The organism is Blastococcus carthaginiensis (genome assembly GCF_030731085.1).
Classification (GTDB): Bacteria; Actinomycetota; Actinomycetes; order Mycobacteriales; family Geodermatophilaceae; genus Blastococcus; species Blastococcus carthaginiensis.
Genome location: NZ_JASNFN010000012.1, coordinates 20,793 through 37,575, shown reverse-complemented (window position 1 = coordinate 37,575; position 16,783 = coordinate 20,793). Strand labels below are relative to the sequence as shown.

General features: G+C 75.3%; 19 protein-coding genes. 6 read left to right on the top strand and 13 right to left on the bottom strand.

The features are described from left to right. Positions 1-42: 42 nt before the first annotated feature. Positions 43-759 carry a maleylpyruvate isomerase family mycothiol-dependent enzyme gene (locus QOZ88_RS11640; protein ID WP_305999930.1) on the top strand — a complete coding sequence of 239 codons (717 nt, stop codon included), beginning with the start codon at positions 43-45 and terminating at the stop codon, positions 757-759. Positions 760-796: 37 nt separating this feature from the next. Here QOZ88_RS11640 and QOZ88_RS11635 read toward each other — a convergent pair whose 3' ends face one another. The 5 genes from QOZ88_RS11635 to QOZ88_RS11615 form a co-directional block, all read right to left on the bottom strand. After that, positions 797-1,072: a hypothetical protein gene (locus QOZ88_RS11635; protein ID WP_139206344.1), complete on the bottom strand. Its 276-nt coding sequence runs from the start codon at positions 1,070-1,072 to the stop codon at positions 797-799. Positions 1,073-1,128: 56 nt separating this feature from the next. Next, positions 1,129-1,515 carry a VOC family protein gene (locus QOZ88_RS11630; RefSeq protein WP_305999929.1) on the bottom strand — a complete coding sequence of 129 codons (387 nt, stop codon included), beginning with the start codon at positions 1,513-1,515 and terminating at the stop codon, positions 1,129-1,131. Between the two features lie 241 nt (positions 1,516-1,756). Beyond that, the gene (locus tag QOZ88_RS11625) at positions 1,757-2,536 is read right to left on the bottom strand and encodes an SCO1664 family protein (protein ID WP_305999928.1); all 780 of its coding nucleotides are present in this window, start codon (positions 2,534-2,536) and stop codon (positions 1,757-1,759) included. Further along, a complete protein-coding gene (locus QOZ88_RS11620; RefSeq protein ID WP_305999927.1) occupies positions 2,506-3,057 on the bottom strand; it encodes a DUF3090 family protein in 552 nt (183 codons plus the stop codon). The genes QOZ88_RS11625 and QOZ88_RS11620 overlap by 31 nt, the downstream gene beginning before the upstream one ends. 82 nt (positions 3,058-3,139) lie before the next feature. Continuing rightward, positions 3,140-3,835, bottom strand: coding sequence for a histidine phosphatase family protein (locus QOZ88_RS11615; protein WP_305999926.1), 696 nt, complete (start codon positions 3,833-3,835; stop codon positions 3,140-3,142). Between the two features lie 183 nt (positions 3,836-4,018). Here QOZ88_RS11615 and QOZ88_RS11610 point away from each other — a divergent pair, with 183 nt between their 5' ends. Further along, positions 4,019-5,584, top strand: coding sequence for an AMIN-like domain-containing (lipo)protein (locus QOZ88_RS11610; protein WP_305999925.1), 1,566 nt, complete (start codon positions 4,019-4,021; stop codon positions 5,582-5,584). Positions 5,585-5,726: 142 nt separating this feature from the next. Here QOZ88_RS11610 and QOZ88_RS11605 read toward each other — a convergent pair whose 3' ends face one another. Next, positions 5,727-6,593 carry an undecaprenyl-diphosphate phosphatase gene (locus tag QOZ88_RS11605; protein WP_305999924.1) on the bottom strand — a complete coding sequence of 289 codons (867 nt, stop codon included), beginning with the start codon at positions 6,591-6,593 and terminating at the stop codon, positions 5,727-5,729. Positions 6,594-6,754: 161 nt separating this feature from the next. Between QOZ88_RS11605 and QOZ88_RS11600 the strand changes: the two genes are divergently transcribed. After that, positions 6,755-7,735 carry an aldo/keto reductase gene (locus tag QOZ88_RS11600; RefSeq protein WP_091935516.1) on the top strand — a complete coding sequence of 327 codons (981 nt, stop codon included), beginning with the start codon at positions 6,755-6,757 and terminating at the stop codon, positions 7,733-7,735. Continuing rightward, a complete protein-coding gene (locus tag QOZ88_RS11595) occupies positions 7,732-9,702 on the top strand; it encodes an AAA family ATPase (protein ID WP_305999923.1) in 1,971 nt (656 codons plus the stop codon). Before QOZ88_RS11600 ends, QOZ88_RS11595 begins: the two co-directional genes overlap by 4 nt. On the opposite strand, the gene QOZ88_RS11590 is transcribed toward QOZ88_RS11595, so the two are convergent. From QOZ88_RS11590 to QOZ88_RS11580, 3 genes are all read right to left on the bottom strand, one after another. Continuing rightward, positions 9,699-10,496 (bottom strand): DUF2470 domain-containing protein, encoded by a 798-nt coding sequence (locus QOZ88_RS11590; protein ID WP_305999922.1) that lies wholly within the window; start codon positions 10,494-10,496, stop codon positions 9,699-9,701. The genes QOZ88_RS11595 and QOZ88_RS11590 overlap by 4 nt on opposite strands. Positions 10,497-10,578: 82 nt before the next feature. Beyond that, entirely contained in the window at positions 10,579-10,923 is a 345-nt protein-coding gene (locus tag QOZ88_RS11585; protein WP_305999921.1) for a hypothetical protein, read from the bottom strand. A 414-nt stretch (positions 10,924-11,337) separates the two neighbouring features. Then, a complete protein-coding gene (locus QOZ88_RS11580) occupies positions 11,338-11,610 on the bottom strand; it encodes a hypothetical protein (protein ID WP_305999920.1) in 273 nt (90 codons plus the stop codon). Between the two features lie 133 nt (positions 11,611-11,743). Here QOZ88_RS11580 and QOZ88_RS11575 point away from each other — a divergent pair, with 133 nt between their 5' ends. Beyond that, positions 11,744-11,947, top strand: a complete 204-nt coding sequence (locus QOZ88_RS11575) for a DUF5703 family protein (RefSeq protein ID WP_091934805.1) — start codon at positions 11,744-11,746, stop codon at positions 11,945-11,947. A 13-nt stretch (positions 11,948-11,960) separates the two neighbouring features. Here the strand turns inward: QOZ88_RS11575 and QOZ88_RS11570 are convergent, their stop codons facing one another. Both QOZ88_RS11570 and QOZ88_RS11565 read right to left on the bottom strand, forming a co-directional pair. Beyond that, complete coding sequence (locus QOZ88_RS11570) at positions 11,961-12,782, bottom strand: pentapeptide repeat-containing protein (RefSeq protein WP_305999919.1); 822 nt, start codon at positions 12,780-12,782, stop codon at positions 11,961-11,963. 81 nt (positions 12,783-12,863) lie between these two features. Beyond that, positions 12,864-13,775, bottom strand: a complete 912-nt coding sequence (locus QOZ88_RS11565; protein ID WP_305999918.1) for an NADPH:quinone oxidoreductase family protein — start codon at positions 13,773-13,775, stop codon at positions 12,864-12,866. Between the two features lie 166 nt (positions 13,776-13,941). Between QOZ88_RS11565 and QOZ88_RS11560 the strand changes: the two genes are divergently transcribed. Further along, on the top strand, positions 13,942-14,505 hold the full coding sequence (locus QOZ88_RS11560; protein ID WP_091934798.1) for a class I SAM-dependent methyltransferase: 564 nt from the start codon (positions 13,942-13,944) through the stop codon (positions 14,503-14,505). Positions 14,506-14,508: 3 nt separating this feature from the next. Here QOZ88_RS11560 and QOZ88_RS11555 read toward each other — a convergent pair whose 3' ends face one another. Both QOZ88_RS11555 and QOZ88_RS11550 read right to left on the bottom strand, forming a co-directional pair. Then, a complete protein-coding gene (locus tag QOZ88_RS11555; protein WP_305999917.1) occupies positions 14,509-15,318 on the bottom strand; it encodes an SDR family oxidoreductase in 810 nt (269 codons plus the stop codon). Between the two features lie 64 nt (positions 15,319-15,382). Continuing rightward, positions 15,383-16,708 (bottom strand): M20/M25/M40 family metallo-hydrolase, encoded by a 1,326-nt coding sequence (locus QOZ88_RS11550; RefSeq protein ID WP_305999916.1) that lies wholly within the window; start codon positions 16,706-16,708, stop codon positions 15,383-15,385. Positions 16,709-16,783: the final 75 nt, after the last annotated feature.

Here is a 16,783-nt window from a genome sequence, read left to right as displayed (position 1 = left end):
GAGGGGCACGGGGCGCTCGCACCCGGCCCACGAGGAGGAGCGATGCAGCTTTCCGAGTACCTGCCGGCGCTGCGGTGCGTCGACGCCCGGTTCGCCGACGCCGCCGCGGAGGCCGTGCTCGCGCACGGCTGGCGCGCTCGCGTGCCCGGCTGCCCGGACTGGACGCTCGCCGACCTGGTGTGGCACCTGGCCGAGGTGCAGCACTTCTGGGCCTGGGTGGTGCGCACCCGTGCCCAGGACCCGTCCGCCTACGTCGAGCCGGAGCGGCACGCCGACGACGAGCTGCTGGGCTACGTGATCGCGCAGAGCGCGGAGCTGGAGACGGCGCTGGTCGGGGCCGACCCGGCGGAGCGGGTGTGGACCTGGGCGCCGCGGAAGGACGTGGCCTTCGTCCTGCGCCGGCAGCTCCAGGAGGCCACCGTGCACACCGTCGACGTCGAGCAGGTGCTCGGCGACGTGCGCCCCGTCCCGACCGCGGTGGCGCTGGACGGCCTGGACGAGTGGCTGGAGGTCATGGTGCCCGGCACCCTCCCCGACGGCCCGCCCGAGCACGCGCACCCGGTGGTCCTGCACGCGGTGGACGCCGACGCCGAGCGCACCCTCTTCCCCGGCACGAAGCCCTTCCCGATCGCCGCGCTCACCGGGACCGCCGGGGACCTGCTCCTGGCCGCCTGGCGCCGGGTGCCGCTCGAGGTGCTCACCGTCGACGGCGACGGCCTCCAGGCGGCCGCGATGATCGACCTCGTCCGCCTGGAGTGAGGGGCCGGCCCACGACGGCGCACGGGCGGGTGCGGTGTCACTCCTCCTCGTACGGCTCGATCCGCCAGGGGAAGCCGGGCCCGTAGCGCTCGGCGAGGTGGCCGACCGGCAGCCCGGCGAGCGGCCGGAGGTCGTCAGGGAACTCGTCGAACAGGTGGTGGGCGTGCGTGGTCAGGAGGTGGTCGACGTCGACCGGAGTGCCGCACAGGAACTGCCAGCTGCCGTCGTCGTTGCGGACCACCAGACGTAGCGGCTCAGAACCGTCGAGGATGCGCGTGGAGACGATCGACAGCGGGTCTGTCGGTCGGCACACGTGGCCACGGGGCGCGGGTCGGCGGGCACCCGGGCGGCGGCTGCGCTTCTTCGGGCTCACGGCCAGGTCACCGCATGGCGCGCGAACTCCTCGCCGGTCTGGACACCGACGACGCAGAACACCAGGCCGGCCGGGTCGAGCAGCTGCCAGAACGAGCCCATGTCGCGGTGGCGGGTGGCGCCGAGCGCTTCCAGCCGCGCCACCTCGGCCGGGATGTCGTCGGCCTCGACGTCGACGTGCCAGCGCGGCGGCGTCCCCTCCCCGGTCCGCTGGACCTCCACGTGCCACCCGTCGGCGAACGACCCCAGCGACGCCCAGCCGGCGTCGTCGGCATCGGGTTGGGCGGGGCGGCCGGTGGCGCCGGCCCAGAAGGCGGTGCCGGCGGCGTGGTGCTCCGGCGGGAGGTCGAGCAACAGGATGGACAAGCGGCTGCGGTGCGGCATGCCCGGGATGCTGGCGCACGGCACCGACAGGACGCCGGTGCCTGCGGCGCGAGTGCGACGACGTCGTGGTGATCAGCGCCCGATGGCCACGAGTTCGTCGGTCTCGCGGGAGGCCGGCGGCGAGCCGCCCCGCGAGGCCGGCGTCGTGAGCGGGGGCCGGAGGCCTCCCGAGCGATGCCGGGCAACGGCTCAGCGCAGCGGGGACGGCACGTGGCCGCGGTCGGAGCCCGGAGGGCGACAGTCAGAAGGGCGGCCAGGGCAGCGCCGGCCACTCCCCGCTGGGCTCGGGGTGCCGGCCGGTGCGCAGCAGCTCGGCCACCCGCCGCTGGGTGCAGCGCACCTCGGCGCGGGTCAGGTGCTCGTGCAGCTGCTCCCCGAGGTCGCCGCGCAGCTCGTCGCCGAGCCGGTCCAGCACCTCGACCGCCTCGACGGTCAGCGGCTTGCCCGCCCAGCGCCACAGCAGGGTGCGCAGCTTGGGGTCCACGGAGAAGCAGATGCCGTGGTCGACGCCGTGCACGTGGCCGCCGGGCATCTGGATGATGTGCCCGCCCTTGCGGTCGGCGTTGTTCACGACCGCGTCGAACACGGCCATGCGGCGCAGCGCCGGGTCGTCGCGGCGCACGAAGGCGGCCAGATCGACGTCCTCGTCGCCGTCCACCCACAGCTGCACCATCCCGGGGCCGAACGGACCCTCCCGCAGCACGGTGGGCGGGACGACCCGCCAGCCGGTCGCCTCGGACACCAGGTAGGCCGAGATCTCCCGGCCGGCGAGGGTGCCGTCGGGGAAGTCCCACAGCGGCCGCTCCCCGGCGACCGGCTTGTAGACGCACTCGGCGACCAGGTCGCCGCACCGGATGGTGCCGACCAGGGTCACGTTCGAGGCGTCGAGCATCCGGCCCTCGAGGTCGATCTCGCCCTCGTCGAGGAGCCGCCGCGCCTCCTCGTCACCGGCGGGCGGCCGGAGGACGACGTCCTCCGCGGGGTCGCCGCTCAGCGGCGGTACCCGTTCTGCCGCGGGCACACGTGGCCCACCGGGTCCAGCGGGAGCGAGCACAGCGGGCAGGACGGGCGCCCGGCGGCCACCACGCGCCGGGCTCGGGCGACGAACGCCCGCGCGGCCATCGGCGTGATGGTCACCCGCAGGGCGTCGGGCCCCTCCTCGCTGTCGGAGAGGATCACGTCCTCCTCGATCGGCTCCTCGCCGGCGGCCACCGCCTCGACGACGACGGCCTCCTCGGTGCCGTCCCAGGCCAGGCCCATGGCGGCGACCCGGAACTCCTCGTCCACCGGTGCGGTGAGCGGCTCCAGGTCGTCCACGTCGGCCTCCGGTGGGATGACCGTGCCGGCCCGGCCGCTGATCTCGTCGAGCAGGTCGTTCATCCGGTCGGCCAGCACCTGCACCTGGTTCTTCTCCAGCGCGACGCTGACGGTGCGCCCGGTGTCGTCGGTGGCCTGGAGGTAGAAGGTGCGGTCCCCCGGCTGCCCCACCGTCCCTGCGACGAACCGGCTGGGGCGATCGAAGAGATGGACCTGGCGGGGCACGCGCCCAGGTTACGCGGTGGAGGGACCTCTCCCCCTCACGCCTCGGACGCTCGGCGCGAGCTCCTGGACGGGCCCGGCGTGCTCAGGCGGTCGCGCCCGCCCCGCCGCCCACGACGGCGTCGGAGTCGGTCCCGCGCCGGCCCTCGCCCGGGTGCGGGAGGAGCGCGGCGACGTCGCCCCCGGTGTCGTTGATCCGCGCCACGAACGGGCGGGTCTCGGTGTAGCTGACCACCGAGATGGAGGCGGGGTCGACGACGATCCGCTGGAACTGGTCGAGGTGCAGCCCGAGCGCGTCGGCGAGCACGGCCTTGATGACGTCGCCGTGGCTGCAGGCCAGCCACACCGCGTCGGGCCCGAGCCGGGCGTTCCACTCGCGGACGGCGGCCACGGCCCGGGCCTGGGTGTGGGCGAGCCCCTCCCCTTCCGGCCCCGGGAAGACGGCGGCCGAGGGGTGCTGCTGGACCACCTTCCACAGCGGCTCCTTGGCCAGCTCCTCGAGCGGCCGGCCGGTCCAGTCGCCGTAGCGGGCCTCGCCCAGCCGGTCGTCGGTCGCCGGCTCCAGGTCGCGCCCGGCGAGCACCGCGGCGGCGGTCTGCCGGCACCGCTCCAGCGGGCTGCTGACGACGGCGGCCAGCGGCACCTTCGCCAGCCGCTCCCCCATCGCCCGGGCCTGCGCCTGCCCGGTCTCGTCGAGCTCGACGCCGGGGGTCCAGCCGGCGAGCACCCCGCCGGTGTTCGCGGTGCTCCGGCCGTGCCGCAGCAGGATGACGGTGGTCACCGGGCGAGCGTAGGCGCTGCCCGTCCGGCACCCGTTCCCGCGGCCCACCTGGGCGCGGACCCCTCCCGGCCGCCGTGGTCCACGTGACGATCCGGTGACGGGACGCCGAGCCGGGTTCGGGAGCGCAACCCGCGGGCAGGCCTTCGAGGGACCGGAGACCCGAGACCGGAAGGCGAGATCGCGATGATGCGACTGCTCCTCGCCGGACTGGGCGCCAGCACTCTGCTGGTGACCGCCGGCGCCCCGACCGCCCCACCACCGACCGTCGTCCCGACCGAGCCGGGTCCGCCCGGCACCCTGCAGTCGGCCGACCAGCCGCTGCCCCCGGTCGGCAACCCCGGCACCGGGACCGTGGAGGCCGGGGACTTCCCCGCCGGTGGCTCCGCGGCCTACCTGACCGACGTGCGCGCCGCCGGGCACCAGGACTTCGACCGGTTCGTCCTCGAGTTCGAGGGCGACGAGGTCCCCAGCTACCGGGTCGGTTACGTCGAGCCGCCGATCACCGAGGACGGCTCCGGTCGGCAGGTCGGCGTCGCCGGCTCCGCGTTCCTGCAGGTCCGGGTCAGCCCCGCAAGCGGCGTCGACCTGTCCGGCGAGCAGCCGCGCGAGACCTACACCGGGCGCGAGCAGCTCACCGCCCCCGGCGGGCAGGTGATCACCGAGGCGGTCCAGACGGGCGACTTCGAGTCGATGCTCGCTTGGACGATCGGGCTGGAGGAGCGGGTGCCCTTCGGCGTCACCACGTTCTCCGACCCCTCCCGGCTGGTCGTCGACGTCCTGCACCAGCCCGGTGAGGACGGCGGCTCCGGCACCCTCGAGCCGGTCGGCCAGGGCGGCACCGCCGACGTCGACGCGGAGGCGACCGGGTCGCCGGTCACGCTGACCGACGTCCGGCTGGGGGCCCACGACGGCTTCGACCGGATCGTCTTCGAGCTCGCCGGGGACGGCGAGGCCGGCTACGAGGTCGGCTACACCGAGGACCCGCGCAGCCAGGGCTCCGGCGAGCCGGTGCAGGTTCCCGGCGACACCACGCTGGGGATCACGCTGACCAACCTGCTCCTCCCGGCCGATGCCCCCGAGGGTGTCCCGCCCTGGGAGGGCCAGGAGCAGCTGGAGATCGCCGGGACGAGCACGCTGCAGGCCCTGGTCGCCGACGGCCTCTTCGAGGGCCGGTACTCGTTCTTCGCCGGGCTGGACCAGCGCCGCCCGTTCGCCGTCGCCCGGTTGTCCGATCCGCAGCGCATCGTGATCGACGTGCTGGACCGGGAGCCCGGCGACGGCGTCACCCTCGGCGAGACGTGCACGAGCCCCGCCGGGTACACCGTCGACCACCCCTCGGACTGGGCAGTCAACGCCGGTGAGACCGTGCCGTCCTGCAGCCGGTTCTCCCCGCAGGACTTCGACGTGCCCGACGCCACCGACGTGCGCGTGGCCGCGATCGCCTTCTCGGTCGAGTCGGTGGCCTTCGACCGGGTGACCCAGGAACGGCCCGGCGAGCAGGCGCGCCGCGAGCTGACCGTGGACGGCCGGGAGTCGGTGCGGATCGAGCGGACCGCCACCGGTGAGGGCCTCTGGCCCGTGGGCACGCCCTCGACCCGTTACGCCGTCCGGCTGCCGGACGGCGAGAACGGCCCACGCACGCTGGTCGCCGACACCATCGGCCTGCCGATGTTCGACTACCGACGCAACGTCGAGGTGCTCGACGCGATGATCGAGACGCTCGACCTCGACGCCGGCACGGAGGGCTGAGCTCCCCAGCACCCCCTCGGGGCGCCGGGGCGGGGCGGGGGCGGGGGGGGGGGGTGGGGGGAGCGCCGGGCCGGGCGGGCTGCCCCCCCCCCCCCCCCCGCGCCCCCCGGCGGGGGTCCGGCTCCGGGTCGCGAGGGTGCGGTCAGCGCGGGATCGGCGTCGGCGTGACGTCGACGGGCGTGGCCGGATCCAGCACGCCGGTGAACACCAGGCCGAGGATGAGCAGCCCGAGCACGATGCGGTAGACGACGAACGGCACGTAGCTGCCCCGGTCGAGGTAGCGCAGCAGCCAGGCGATGACGACCAGGCCCACGGCGAACGCCAGGACGGTGGCCAGGATGGTCGGCCCCCAGGCGATCGGCGGGCCGGCGACGTCCCCGGTGAGCACCTCGTACACCTGGAAGAAGCCCGCGCCCAGCACGGCCGGGACGGCGAGCAGGAAGGAGTACCGCGCCGCCGCGGAGCGGGTGTACCCGAGGAAGAGGCCGGCGGTGATCGTCCCGCCGGAGCGGGAGACGCCGGGGATCAGCGCCATCGCCTGCGCGAAACCGAAGGCGATGCCGTGGCCCACCGTCAACCGGTCGAGCTCCCGGCGCTTGGCGCCGACCCGGTCGGCCCAGAACAGCACCAGGGAGAACAGGATGAGCGCCGTCGCCGTGATCCGCAGGTCGCGGAACGTCGTCTCGATGGAGTCCTGGAACAGCAGCCCCAGCACGACGATCGGCAGCGTGCCGACGATGATCAGCCAGCCCATGCGGGCGTCGGGGTCACCCTTCCGGCGCCCGCCCAGCGAGGCGACCCAGGCGGTGATGATCCGCCAGATGTCGTGCCGGAAGTACAGCAGCACGGCGGCCTCGGTGCCGATCTGGGTGATCGCGGTGAACGCCGCGCCGGGATCGTCCCACCCGAAGGCCTCCCCGACCACGCGCAGGTGCGCGCTGGAGGAGATGGGCAGGAACTCGGTGAGCCCCTGCACCAGGCCGAGGACCACGGCTTCGATCCAGCCCACCTCAGCACCCCCCGGTCAGGACACGGGCAGCCGGGCGGGAGCAGGAGCGTTCGGGCACGGGTGCTCACCCTAGGCGTCGGCCCCGGGACGCCCGGCGCGCCGCCCCGAAGGTCCCGGTGCTCCCGGGTGACCGTCGGTCGGCGGCGGTAGGTTGGCCGGTCGTGGAGCAACGGGCGTTGGGGCGCAGCGGTCTGATCGTGTCCCGGCTCGCGCTGGGGACGATGACTTGGGGCGGCGACACCGACGAGGACGAGGCCGCCATGCAGCTCACGGCCTTCGTCGACGCCGGCGGCACGCTGGTCGACACCGCCGACGTCTACTGCGAAGGCGAGAGCGAGCGCACCCTGGGCCACCTGCTCGCCGACGTCGTCCCCCGGTCACAGGTGCTGGTCGCCACGAAGGCCGTCGGGCGCACCGGGCCCGGTCCGATGGGCCGGGGCGCCTCGCGGGGCCACCTGATCTCGGCGCTGGACGCGTCGCTGGAGCGCCTCGGCCTGGACTACGTCGACCTCTGGCAGCTGCACGCCTGGGACGAGTCGACGCCGCTGGAGGAGACGCTGGCCGCCTGCGACCTGGCCGTCTCCTCGGGCCGGGCGCGCTACGTCGGCGTGAGCAACTTCACCGGCTGGCAGACCGCCCAGGCCGCGACCTGGCAGAAGGCCTGGCCGGGGCGCACCCCGCTGGTCAGCACCCAGGTCGAGTACTCCCTGCTGCAGCGCGGCGTCGAGCGCGAGGTCGTGCCGGCGGCCGAGGCGCTGGGCCTGGGCGTGCTCGCCTGGTCGCCGCTGGGTCGGGGCCTGCTCACCGGCAAGTACCGGCACAGCACGCCCTCGGAGTCCCGCGGTGCCTCCGCGCAGTGGCAGGGCTTCATCGACGGCCTCCGCTCGGCCACCGCCGACCGCATCGTCGAGGCGGTGATCACCGCCGCCCAGGGCCTGGGCACCACGCCGCTGGCGGTGGCGCTGGCCTGGGTGCGCGACCGGCCCGGCGTCGTCGCGCCGGTGGTGGGTGCCCGCACCGCCCAGCAGCTGCAGGCGTCCCTCGACGCCGACGGCGTCCGCCTGCCCGCGGCGATCCGCACGGCGCTGGAGGACGTCTCCGCCCCGCACTTCAGCTACCCCGATCGCCGGTCGGACCGGTGAGCGCCGACCCGACGACCCCCGGCCCGGACCTGGTCTTCGCCGCGTTCTGCACCGCGGGGCTGTGGCCGGGGCTCGGCAAGCGCGCCGCGGCCGAGCTGCCCGCCGCCGGCGTCACCACCCCCGACGACGTCACCGCCGACCGGCTGCTGAAGCTGCCGCGGGTGGGCCGGCAGCGCGCCGAGCGGCTGTTCTCCAGCTTCCTGGCCGCCGCCCCCACCTACGAGGTGGTCGAGCTCCTGGTGGGCGCGGGCCTGCCTGCCAAGCTGGCCGCCGGCGTCGCCGACGCGCTCGGCCCCGACGCCGCCCGCCGGCTGCGCGACGACCCCTGGGCGCTGCTGGGGCTCTCCGGGGTCACGCTCACCGACGCCGACCGGCTGGCGATCGCCGTGCTCAAGGGCGCCGACCGGCAGGACGCCCGGCGCGGGCGGGCGATCGTGGGGCTCACCCTGCGCACCGCGACCCGGGACGGGCACACCGTGCTGCCCGTCGAGCTGGTCGTGGCGGCGCTGCAGGCCGAGGGCGTCGCCGACCCCGCCGCCGCGGTCGTGGCCGCCGTCGACTCCGGTGACGTGCTCGAGCACGAGCCGCCGGAGCCGGAGTCCGACGAGGACAGGGCGGGTGGGGACGACGGCGCAGAGCAAGCCGAACCGGATCCCGCGCTGCGGACGCTGTCGCTGGCCCGGTACGGCATGGCCGAGGAGGCGGTGGCCGAGAACATCGCCCGGCTCGCCGCCGCCGCGGGGCGGATCGCCGATCCCGCCTCGGTGCGCTCGGTGGCCAAGGGGCTGGACGAGGCGCAGAAGAAGGCCGTGGCCCAGGTGCTCTCGGCCGGGGTCAGCCTGCTCACCGGGGGCCCGGGCACGGGCAAGAGCCGCACGGTCGCCGCGATCGTGCAGCTGCTGCGCACCAAGGGCACCGACGTGGCGCTGGCCGCGCCCACCGGCCGGGCGGCCAAGCGGCTGGAGGAGCTCACCGACCACCCGGCGGTCACCGTGCACCGGCTGCTCGGCGCGCAGGGTGCCTCCGGCGGGTTCTCCCGCAACGAGGAGTGGCCGCTGGACGCCGACGTCGTGGTGGTCGACGAGGCCTCCATGCTCGACGTCGAGCTCACCGCCGCGCTGCTGGAGGCCTGCCCCGACGGGACCCACCTGCTCCTGGTCGGCGACCCCGCGCAGCTGCCCTCGATCGGCCCCGGGCACGTGCTGGGCGACCTCATCGACTCGCGAGCCGTCCCGGTGACCGAGCTGACCACCCTCTACCGGCAGGCCGAGGGCGGGGCGATCGCCCGGCTGGCGTCGGCCGTCCGCGGCGGCGAGCTGCCCCCGGTGGACTCCCCCGACCGCGAGGTCGTCGTCGTGCCGGCCACCGGCAGCGCCGAGGCGGCCCGCCGGGTGGTGCAGCTGGTCACCGACTCGATCCCGCGCGCACTCGGCATCGACCCGGGTGCGGTGCAGGTCGTCACCCCGGTGCACCGCGGGCCGGCCGGCACGATCGAGCTGAACAAGGCGCTCAAGGCGCAGCTGAACCCTGGCGAGGGCGCGGTGTTCGGCTTCGACCCGGGCGATCGCGTGGTGGCCACCGCCAACCACATGGACCTCGAGCCCGTGGGGTTCGCCAACGGCGAGGTCGGCGTGGTCACCGGCACCGGCGACGGCTCGCTGACCGTCGACTTCAGCTCCGGCCCGGTGACGGTGAACGGGCAGGCGCTGTTCGACCTGCGCCACGGGTGGGCGATCACCGTGCACCGCGCGCAGGGTTCGGAGTGGCCCGGCGTCGTCGTCGTGCTCCCGCCGGAGGCGGGCGGCATGCTGTCCCGCCCGCTGGTCTACACCGCCCTCACGAGGGCGCAGCAGCACCTGTCGATCGTGCACGCCAGCGGGGCGGCCCTGGCCCGGGCGGTGCGCGACGTCGACGTCCGGCCGCGGCGGACACGGCTGGCCGAGCTGCTGCGCGAGGTGTCCGGCTAGCTGCGCCGCGCGGCCCGGGCAGTGCAGAGCAGCCGGCCGACGGCGGCCCCGAGCTGCCCGGCGCAGGTCAGCGGCCGCGCGAACGGGACGCGCACGTCGGTGTGACCGAACGGCCGCTCGACGCGCAGGCGGAAGCCGAACCGGTCCAGCCCGAGCGGGCGGACGACGCCGGCCGGGCCCACCACCTCGGCCGGGACCCGGGCGGTCAGCAGCTCGACGACGTCGGCGTGCGCGCCGGCCAGGTGGCGCAGGTGGTCGGCCTCGACGGCGGCCAGCAGGTCGGGGCGCGCCGCGGCGAACTCCTGCGGGCTCACGTCGACACCCTTCCCGCCCTCGCCCAGCACCACCTCGGCGAGGTCGAGCCGCAGCAGCCGCGCGGTCCGGCCGACGTCCAGCAGCACCTCCGTGGGCCGGGTCTCGGCGAAGGCGAGGAGTGCGGCGCGCTGGTCCTCGGGCCGGACGGGGGTGGCCCAGCCGCTCAGCCACAGCTGCGCCCGGACCGGCCGGCGCAGCGGCACCGGCGCGTGGTCGCTGACCATCAGCAGCGCGGAGAGGTCCTGGTCGGGGGCCTTGTCGACGGCTGAGGCGATGTCCCCGTCCGCCGGGACGACCAGCAGCACCTGCCCCGCGCGGGTGACGGTGTGCGCCAGCAACCGGCCGCCCTCGACGCCGGGCGCGCAGACGGTCGCGGCGGCCCGGGTGGCGACGGTGCGGGCGCGCTCGGCCGGCTCCGGACGCAGGGCGGAGGCGTCGGGACGGCGCTCGGGCGCGGGGTGGGTCGGGCTGCTCGGCATGGCGCCTCCTGGTGGTTAGGGCAGGCTAACCAAAGAGACGTGGATCCGGCCAGTCGCGGCTGCGTGCAGGGGTGTGGGGCGTTCAGAGCCGCCGCGGCACCGTACTGGACACCGGACGGCGCCGGTCCTGCGCGACCCGGCCCACGAGCAGGCCGACGACCAGCGCGATCAGGCCCCAGAGCGCGGCGGTGAGGCCCTGCGCGGCCGACAGCACCAGCACGGCGCCGACCGCCGCCCCGAGCAGCAGCCCGCGCACGAGGCGGGCGGTCGTCGACGGGGTCGCCGGTGCCGGCTCGTCCAGCACGGAGGTGGGCAGCCCGGCGGCCCGGGCCCACCGCTCGGCGGCGGCGCGCACCTCGGCACCGGGCACCTTGGCACCGCACACCTCGGTCTCGGGCGCCGTCCGCCCGTCGCCGTCCGTCGTCATGGGTGCTCCTCCCCGTGCTCCGCCGTCCACTCTGGTGGTCGGCGAGCGGCGTGGCAGCCCGGGGCGCCGGATTCACCCGGCCGACGGACCGACCCGCTGCTCTCGCCCCGGAAGGGGTGCGGTGACGACCGGCTCGGCCAGGAGGGGCCGCGTGGCTGCCGGGCGGCAGTGGACCCACGACCCGCCGGCCGAACCCACCGGGTGCGGGGCCGCGGGCAGTAGCGCTCTGCCCCGCCTGAGTGGGCAGAGAACTACTCGTCTCCGGGCTACTCGACCGCGGCCTCGCGCGATCCCCACCGGGTGCTGTGGCCGGTGGCGCCCCACGGCGTGGGGAACCCAGACGATCACCTGGCTGGCGGACCCCGACCGGCCGTCCGGGACCAGCGCCGCGACGGTCGAGGCGGAGGCGCTCGCTCAGCCGGGCTGGTCCTCGTCGTCCAGCGGTACGTCGGCGTCCTGCTCCAGCACGTCGGCGTCGTCGGCCTCGCGGGTGCCGAGGGGACCGCGCGGGGCGCCGGCCTCCCCCGGGCGGGCGGCGAGCTGCTGCTCCAGCGCGTCGGCCTCCGGTACGTCGCCGGAGGGCGAGTTCGCCTCCGCGGCGCGGGCGGGCGCGGGCGGCTCGAGGTACGCCTCCTGCTCCGCGCGGTCGGCGTCGGGCACGTCGCTCGAGAAACCGGGCTCGGTCACGTCGTCCTCCCTGAGAAGCGGGTGCGGTCTGGGCTCCATCGTGCCGTCCAGCCGCTGTCCCGGCAGGCCGGGACGGTGTGAGGGAGACGACGAACACGTGCCCGGAGCACGAACGGCAGGCACAATCGGGCCGATGGACACCGCCGGGGACTACGAGTTCGCGCCGCTGCGCATCCCGCCGGGCACCTCCCGGTCCGCGGCCGCCACGATGCTCAGCCTGCAGTCCGACGTCGGCGGCTGGGAGCTCGCCCGCCTCCAGCTGCACGCCGACGGCACCCGCAAGGTCATCCTGCGCCGCCGGGCGCGGCTCTCCTACCTGCCCAAGCCGCTGGTCTGAGCCGCGCGCGCCGCTACCAGTGCGCCGGGCGCCGCACCGCCGCGGGCAGCCGCGTGGCACCGTCGCCCCGGGCCGCCGACACCTGCGGCTGGGTGAGGAACAAGCACCGGCTCAGGTCCGCCCCGCGCACGTCGGCGCCGCGCAGATCGGCGCCCAGCAGGTCCGCCGTCCCCAGGTCGACGCCGCGGAGGTCCGCGCCGATCAGGTAGGCACCGCGCAGCCCCGCCCCGCGCAGGTCGGTGCGGCGCAGGTCGCGGCCCACCAGGTCGGTCCCGCGGCGGTCCCGTGCGCGGCTGCCGGCGCGCACCAGCGCGCTGCACCGGCCGAGCAGCTCCCCCACCTGCCCGCGCAGAGCACCGAGGTCGAGGCCGGTGAGCTCGTCGACGCTGCCGGCCGCGGTCTGCTCGACGTCGGCGCGCAGCCGCACCGCCTCGTCGGCGAGCGCGGCGGCGGCCGGCAGCTCCGCGGCCTCGGTGAGGTGCCAGAGCATCTCGTGCAGCTGCCGCACCACCGGCAGGAGGGCGAACTGCCCGCGGACGAGCTCGGCATCTTCGCGCCAGCTACGGCCGCTGAAGGTCTCCTGGGTGATCCGCTGCCCGGCGCCGAAGCAGTCGAAGACGGTGCAGCCGGGGAAGCCGTGCTCGCGCAGGCGGTCGTGGATGCCGCAGCGGAAGTCGTCCGCCAGGTGGACGCACGGCGTGCCGGCCGGCTTGTCGATGGCGAAGTCGGCGGAGGCGGCGAAGGCCGGGGCGACGCAGCAGAGGCCGGCGCAGCGTGCGCAGTCGGCCCGCAGGTGCGCGCGGTCGTCGGCGAGCGGGAGCGACGGACCGGGCATGACGCCCCCGAGCGTAGAGCGTGTGCGCCCACGCCCGGTTCTGCGCCGGAACCGGGCGTGGTCGCACACGCGGAGAGTGGCCTACGGAACGAGCACGACCTTGCCGACGGTGTCGCGGGAGGCGAGCTTCAGCAGCGCCTGCGGGGCCTGGTCCAGGGGAAGCACCTCGCCGACCAGCGGGTCGACCTTGCCCTCCTGGACGAGCCGGACCAGCTGCTCGTGGGTCTCGGTGAACACCGATGCGTCGTGCTTGCGGTACAGCCCCCAGTGCAGCCCGACCACGCTGTAGTTCTTGACCAGCAGGTGGTTGGCCGGGGCCTCGGGGATGCGCCCGCTCGTGAACCCGACGACGACCAGACGCCCCTCGAAGGCGATGCACTTGCGCGACTTGTCGAACACGTCGCCACCGACCGGGTCGTACACGACGTCGGCGCCGCGGCCGCCGGTCACCTCCTTGACGATCGGGACGAAGTCCTCGGCCGTGTAGTCGATGACGTGGTCGGCGCCGAGCTGCGTGCAGACCTCGGTCTTGCGCGCCCCGCCCGCCGTGGCGATGACGGTGGCCCCGGCGGCCTTGCCCAGCTGGATCGCGGCCGTGCCCACGCCCCCGGCGCCGGCGTGGACCAGCAGCGTCTCCCCCGCCTGCAGGTGCGCGCGGCGGTGCAGGCCGACGTAGCCGGTCTGGTAGGTCAGGTAGAGCGAGGCCGCCTTCTCGTCGGTCATGCCGTCGGGCACCGGGAAGGCGGCCGCGGCGTCCATGAGCGCGTACTCGGCGAAGGCGCCCGGGCCCCCGGCCGGCGAGCCGATGACCCGCTGGCCGGTCTCGACGATCTCGCCGCACAGCTCGACGCCGGGCGTGTAGGGCAGCGGCGGCTTCTCCTGGTACATGCCCATGGCCATGAGCACGTCGGGGAAGTTCAGGGCCGCCGCCCGCACCTTGACCAGCACCTGGCCCTCGCCCGGTGTGGGCCGGTCCACCTCGTCGAGGCTCATGACCTTCGAGGGATCACCGAGTTCGTGTACCCGCCATGCACGCATGGCCCGACCTTGCCAGACGCCCCGTGACGGCCGTCACCGGGGCCGCTTGGCCGCGGGGGGCCCGCCGTGCCAGGGTGCGCAGCGGTGGTCACCCTCCTGGTGGCCCCGGGGAGGGGAACCCATGATCGAGCACGTGACCGACCGGCTGCGCTTCCTGGGCGCGTTCCTGGCCCACCCGCGACAGGTCGGCGCGGTGCTGCCGACCTCGCGCGCCGCGGTCCGCGACATGCTGGACATGGCCGACGTGCCCGCCGCCGACCTGGTCGTCGAGCTGGGGGCGGGCACCGGGGCGCAGACGCAGGAGATCCTGGCCCGCCTGCGCCCCGGGGCGCGGCTGATCACGCTGGAGATCGACCCCCGGCTGGCGAAGCTCCTCGACGAGCGGTTCGACGACCCGCGGGTCCAGGTGGTCTGCGACTCCGCGGAGAACCTCGGCGCCCACCTGGGCGACGCGCGCGCCGACGTCGTCGTCTCCGCGCTGCCCTACACCTCGCTGGAGCCGGGGCTCCGGCGCCGGATCCTGGACGTGCTGCCCGGGGCGGTGGCCCCCGGTGGCACCACCGTCGTCATCCAGTACTCACCGCTGCTGCTGCCCGAGCTGCGGAAGCGGTTCACCTCGGTGCGCTGGCGGGTCACCCCGTGGAACGTCCCGCCGGCCTTCCTGTTCGCCTGCCGGCAGGACTGAGCCTCAGCGCATCGACGGCGGGCGCAGCGCCTCCGGGACGACGGCGGTCTCGCCGGTCGCCGTCTTCGCGCTGGGGACGCCCTTGAACTTGTAGGGCACCGTGCCGACCCCGGGCTGGACGACGTAGGCCGCGCCCGGCTCGGCCTGCCCCCACGCCATGATCATCGCGTCGGCGACCTCCTCGGCGGTGAGCACGGGGAATCCCGCGGCGGTGAACTGGTCGCGGATGCGGTCGATGATCGCGGTGTCGGCGAAGCCGGGGCAGATCGCGGAGATCGTCGTCCCCTCGGCGGCCAGGCGCGGGGCCATGGAGCGGACGAAGGCGATCGCCCCGCCCTTGGCGACGCTGTACCCGGGGTCGGTGGCCATCGGCGAGAGCCCGGCCAGCGACGCGGTGACGACGATCGCCCCTCCCCCGGCGCGCTTGATCGCCGGGCGGGCCGCGGCGACCCCGTAGACGACGCCGAACAGGTCGATGTCGACCACGCGCATGAATTCGTCGAGGTCGAGGACGTCGTCGCTCTTGGCCGCGGAGATGCCGGCGTTGAGGTAGGCGGCGTCGAGGCGGCCGTGGTCGCCCTCGATGCGGGCGACCAGCGCCTCGTTCGCCGCGCGGTCGGTGACGTCGAGGACGGCGAACTCGCAGCCCAGGTCAGCCGCGACCTGCCGGTTGCGCTCGCTGTCGAGGTCGGCGAGGACGACGGTGACCTCGCGCTCGCGGAGCTTGGTGGCGAGGGCGCGGCCGAAGCCGCCGGTCCCTCCGGTGATCAGGGCGACGGAACCGGGGCGGGGTGCGGGAGTGGTGGAGGTCACGCGCCCATCCTCGCTGGCGGTCGTCCGGCGCGTACCCCCGGGTGCTCCGCCGTCGCGCGTCACATCACGCGTTGCGGAGGAACCGGTCGAGTACCCGGACGCCGAAGCGCAGCGACTCCACCGGCACCCGCTCGTCGATGCCGTGGAACAGCGAGGCGAAGTCGAGGTCCGGCGGCAGCCGCAGCGGTGAGAACCCGAAGCAGCGCATGCCCAGACGCTGGAAGCTCTTCGCGTCGGTGCCGCCGCTCATGGTGAACGGCACCGGCCGGGCGCCGTCGTCCTCGGCCTTGAGGGCGGCGACCATCTGGTCGACCAGCGGGCCGTCGAACGTCGTCTCCACCGCCTGGTCGTGCACCAGCCACTCGCGCTGCACGCCCTCGCCGACCAGGGCGGCGAGCTGGCGCTCGAACTCCTCCTCCTGGCCGTAGAGGAAGCGCCCGTCGACGGTGGCGCTCGCGGTGCCGGGGATGACGTTGGCCTTGTAGCCGGCGTCGAGCATCGTGGGGTTGGCGGTGTTGCGCAGCGCCGCGCCGATCATCCGGCTGATGCTGCCCAGCCGGGCCAGGGCCAGCTCGGGCTCGGCGGGATCGATCTCGATGCCGTAGGCGTCCTCGACCGCCTCGATGAACTCGCGCATCGGCGGGGTGAGGGTCAGCGGGAAGCGGTGGGCCCCGATGCGGGCGACGGCCTCGCAGAGCCGGGTGACGGCGTTGTCCTCGTGCAGCATCGAGCCGTGGCCGGGCTTGCCCGCCGCGGTGAGCCGCATCCAGGCCAGGCCCTTCTCGGCGGTCTGCACCAGGTACAGGCGCAGGTCGTCGCGGACGGTGATGCTGAAGCCGCCGACCTCGCTGATCGCCTCGGTGCACCCTTCGAGGAGGTCGGGGTGCTCGTCGACCAGGAAGTGCGCGCCGAGCTTGCCGCCGGCCTCCTCGTCGGCGACGAAGGCCAGCACGATGTCCCGCGGCGGCTGCACGCCGGTGCGGGCCCAGTCGCGCACCAGTGCCAGCACCATCGCGTCCATGTCCTTCATGTCCACCGCACCCCGGCCCCAGATGTAGCCGTCGCGCTCCTCTCCCGAGAACGGGTGCACGCTCCACTCGGCCGGATCGGCGGGGACGACGTCGAGGTGGCCGTGCACCAGCAGCGCGGGCCGGCTGCGGTCGGCGCCCGGGATGCGGGCGACCAGGCTGGCCCGGCCCCGCTCGGACTCGTGGATGACCGACTCGATGCCGACCTCGTCGAGCTTGCCGGCGACCCACTCGGCGGCCACCCGCTCCCCCGCGCTGGTGGCAGTGCTCCCGGTGTTGGTCGTGTCGATGCGGATGAGCTCGGAGAGCAGCTCGGCCACCTCGGACTGGGCACCCTCGAGCGGGGCGGGAGTCTCGGCCATGCGCCCGATCGTGCCGCACCGGCGGCTCGTCTGCCCCCGACGGGTGAACCGTTCCTATACCGTCCGGTTTCACCG

Bases quoted from the DNA above. Each gene is read 5' to 3' on its own strand.
- QOZ88_RS11640 (WP_305999930.1), top strand. From the start codon at position 43: ATGCAGCTTTCCGAGTACCTGCCGGCGCTGCGGTGCGTCGACGCCCGG.
- QOZ88_RS11630 (WP_305999929.1), bottom strand. From the start codon at position 1,515: ATGCCGCACCGCAGCCGCTTGTCCATCCTGTTGCTCGACCTCCCGCCG.
- QOZ88_RS11610 (WP_305999925.1), top strand. From the start codon at position 4,019: ATGATGCGACTGCTCCTCGCCGGACTGGGCGCCAGCACTCTGCTGGTG.
- QOZ88_RS11590 (WP_305999922.1), bottom strand. From the start codon at position 10,496: ATGCCGAGCAGCCCGACCCACCCCGCGCCCGAGCGCCGTCCCGACGCC.
- QOZ88_RS11585 (WP_305999921.1), bottom strand. From the start codon at position 10,923: ATGACGACGGACGGCGACGGGCGGACGGCGCCCGAGACCGAGGTGTGC.
- QOZ88_RS11575 (WP_091934805.1), top strand. From the start codon at position 11,744: ATGGACACCGCCGGGGACTACGAGTTCGCGCCGCTGCGCATCCCGCCG.
- QOZ88_RS11570 (WP_305999919.1), bottom strand. From the start codon at position 12,782: ATGCCCGGTCCGTCGCTCCCGCTCGCCGACGACCGCGCGCACCTGCGG.
- QOZ88_RS11565 (WP_305999918.1), bottom strand. From the start codon at position 13,775: ATGAGCCTCGACGAGGTGGACCGGCCCACACCGGGCGAGGGCCAGGTG.
- QOZ88_RS11560 (WP_091934798.1), top strand. From the start codon at position 13,942: ATGATCGAGCACGTGACCGACCGGCTGCGCTTCCTGGGCGCGTTCCTG.
- QOZ88_RS11550 (WP_305999916.1), bottom strand. From the start codon at position 16,708: ATGGCCGAGACTCCCGCCCCGCTCGAGGGTGCCCAGTCCGAGGTGGCC.